Below are 2,152 nucleotides of genomic sequence, written 5' to 3'. Positions count from 1 at the left end.
GTGTTACTGTCGCCGCATGACCAGGCGATTCCTTGTCTGTGGCGAAAGTGCCACGCTTAGACCTCGCGTTAACCCCAGGCGGGGCTCTGGCGTTCACGGCGAAACTATTGCTGGTTCAAGCTATCAATCGCCGCGTGAACGCAGGGCAAACATGTAGATTATTCTGAAGTTGCATGACGCTGCCGATCGAGCCGTCTCAATTTGTATTCATTCCAATTCGGAATGAACTTCTGAATAGATGTCGATATCGAAGCCGGCAGAAGGATGGTTTGATCGCATTCAGATCCCGCGAGCAGCCGATAGCGTCGGCTGCTTCTTTCTCCGGTTGGCATTCGGGAGGTCCGTATGACCATGCATGCTCAGATGAAGTCGCTCAGAATGACTTCGATGACGGTCCACGCCGACGAGATCCGGTCGCTGTTTTCGAATGCCATGTCGGAGATGTATCGCACAGAGGTGCCTCAGTATGGCACCCTCATTGGGCTGGTAACCGACATCAACACTACAACGCTGGCGAGCGACCCGGAGCTGGAACAGGCATTGCGCCGCACCCACGAGCTGGACCGGCTCGGTGTCGAGCGTCACGGCGCCATTCGTCTCGGCACGCCGGAAGAACTCTTCAACATCCGCCGCATCTTCGCGGTGCTCGGCATGCATCCGGTCGGCTACTACGATCTGTCGGTCGCTGGCGTGCCTGTCCATTCCACGGCCTTCCGCCCTGTGGAAGACGATGCCTTGCGAAATAACCCGTTCCGCGTTTTCACCTCGCTTCTTCGCCTCGAGCTGATCGAGGACGAAGCGCTGCGCAAAATGGCGGCCGGGATACTGGCGCAGCGACAGATCTTCACCCCGCGCGCACTCGAACTTGTCGAGGTCTTCGAGGCCGAGGGCGGCCTTGAGCAGGCTGAGGCCGAGGAGTTTGTACGCGAGGTTCTCGAGACTTTCCGCTGGCACAGCGACGCCACCGTGACGCTTGCCACCTACAACAAGCTGCACGGCGCCCACCGGCTGATTGCCGACGTGGTGAGTTTCCGCGGACCGCACATTAACCACCTGACGCCGCGCACGCTTGACATAGACGCTGTTCAGGCTGGCATGCCCAAACGCGGCATCACGCCCAAGGCGGTCATTGAGGGCCCGCCGCGTCGCGAGTGCCCGATCCTGCTTCGCCAGACCAGCTTCAAGGCGCTCGAGGAGCGAATCGAGTTCAAAGCAGCAGACGGGGCCTTGGTAGAGGGCAGGCACACAGCCCGGTTCGGTGAAATCGAGCAGCGCGGCGTGGCGCTGACGCCGAAGGGGCGCAAGCTCTATGACAGCTTACTGGCCTCAGTTCGCCGCAAGGTCCAGGTTGGGATTCGAGGTTCTCATGCCGGGGCGTACGAGAGTCACCTGGCAGAGCGATTCAAGGAGTTTCCCGACAGTTGGAGCGCACTTCGCGAACAAGGACTCGCCTATTTTCGCTACGCACCGACTTGGGAAGGCCTTGCCGCTGCTGCAAGCAAGCAGATCCTGCGATCAGTCGATGAGCTTGTCGCAAGCGGCCATTTGCATTTCGACCCGATCATCTATGAAGATTTCCTGCCGGTCAGCGCCGCGGGCATCTTCCAATCGAATCTCGGTACCGACGAGCAGCAGAACTATTCGGAATGTTCCAATCGGGACGCTTTCGAACAAGGCCTGGGAGTTAAGGTCGCCAACGAATTTGATCTCTACGCCAAGGCGCAACAGCACTCGATCGACGACGCATTGGCGCAGCTGAGCAAAGCAGCACGCAAAGCGCCATGACTACAGTGCAGCGGATCGGGAAGGCCGCGACGGCCGATTTATTGCGGATCTTTGGCGCGCTGGGGCGCTCCGGTTGCTGTGGCGACTTCCCGCCCAGCCTCGTGAGCCGAATTCTGTTCGCCGCTAACGACAGCATCTTTTTGATCCTACCGGTCGCGGTTCTTCATCCATGTGAGGAAGACGACTTAGACCGCATTATTGCTCCTGCCGCTTCAGGCGATTTTGAGCGCACACCGCTTTCGGGCATCTTCCAATCGAATCTCGGTACCGACGAGCAGCAGAACTATTCGGAATGTTCCAATCGGGACGCTTTCGAACAAGGCCTGGGAGTTAAGGTCGCCAACGAATTTGATCTCTACGCCAAGGC

At 58.7% G+C, this 2,152-nt stretch carries 1 protein-coding gene and 1 pseudogene; both read left to right on the top strand.

What is annotated here, in order from left to right; translation table 11 throughout:
- The first annotated feature begins 351 nt into the window (after nt 1-351).
- Entirely contained in the window at nt 352-1,785 is a 1,434-nt protein-coding gene (locus tag EOA33_RS33240) for a VOC family protein (protein WP_245482513.1), read from the top strand.
- A pseudogene (locus tag EOA33_RS33235) lies at nt 1,782-2,152 on the top strand (hypothetical protein); the annotation flags it as partial. The gene EOA33_RS33240 and the pseudogene EOA33_RS33235, both read left to right, overlap by 4 nt.

It is taken from the genome of Mesorhizobium sp. M4A.F.Ca.ET.050.02.1.1 (genome assembly GCF_003997725.1).
Lineage (GTDB): Bacteria > Pseudomonadota > Alphaproteobacteria > Rhizobiales > Rhizobiaceae > Mesorhizobium.
Note: the sequence above shows the minus strand (reverse complement) of the source record. Positions and strands in the feature narration are given on the sequence as shown.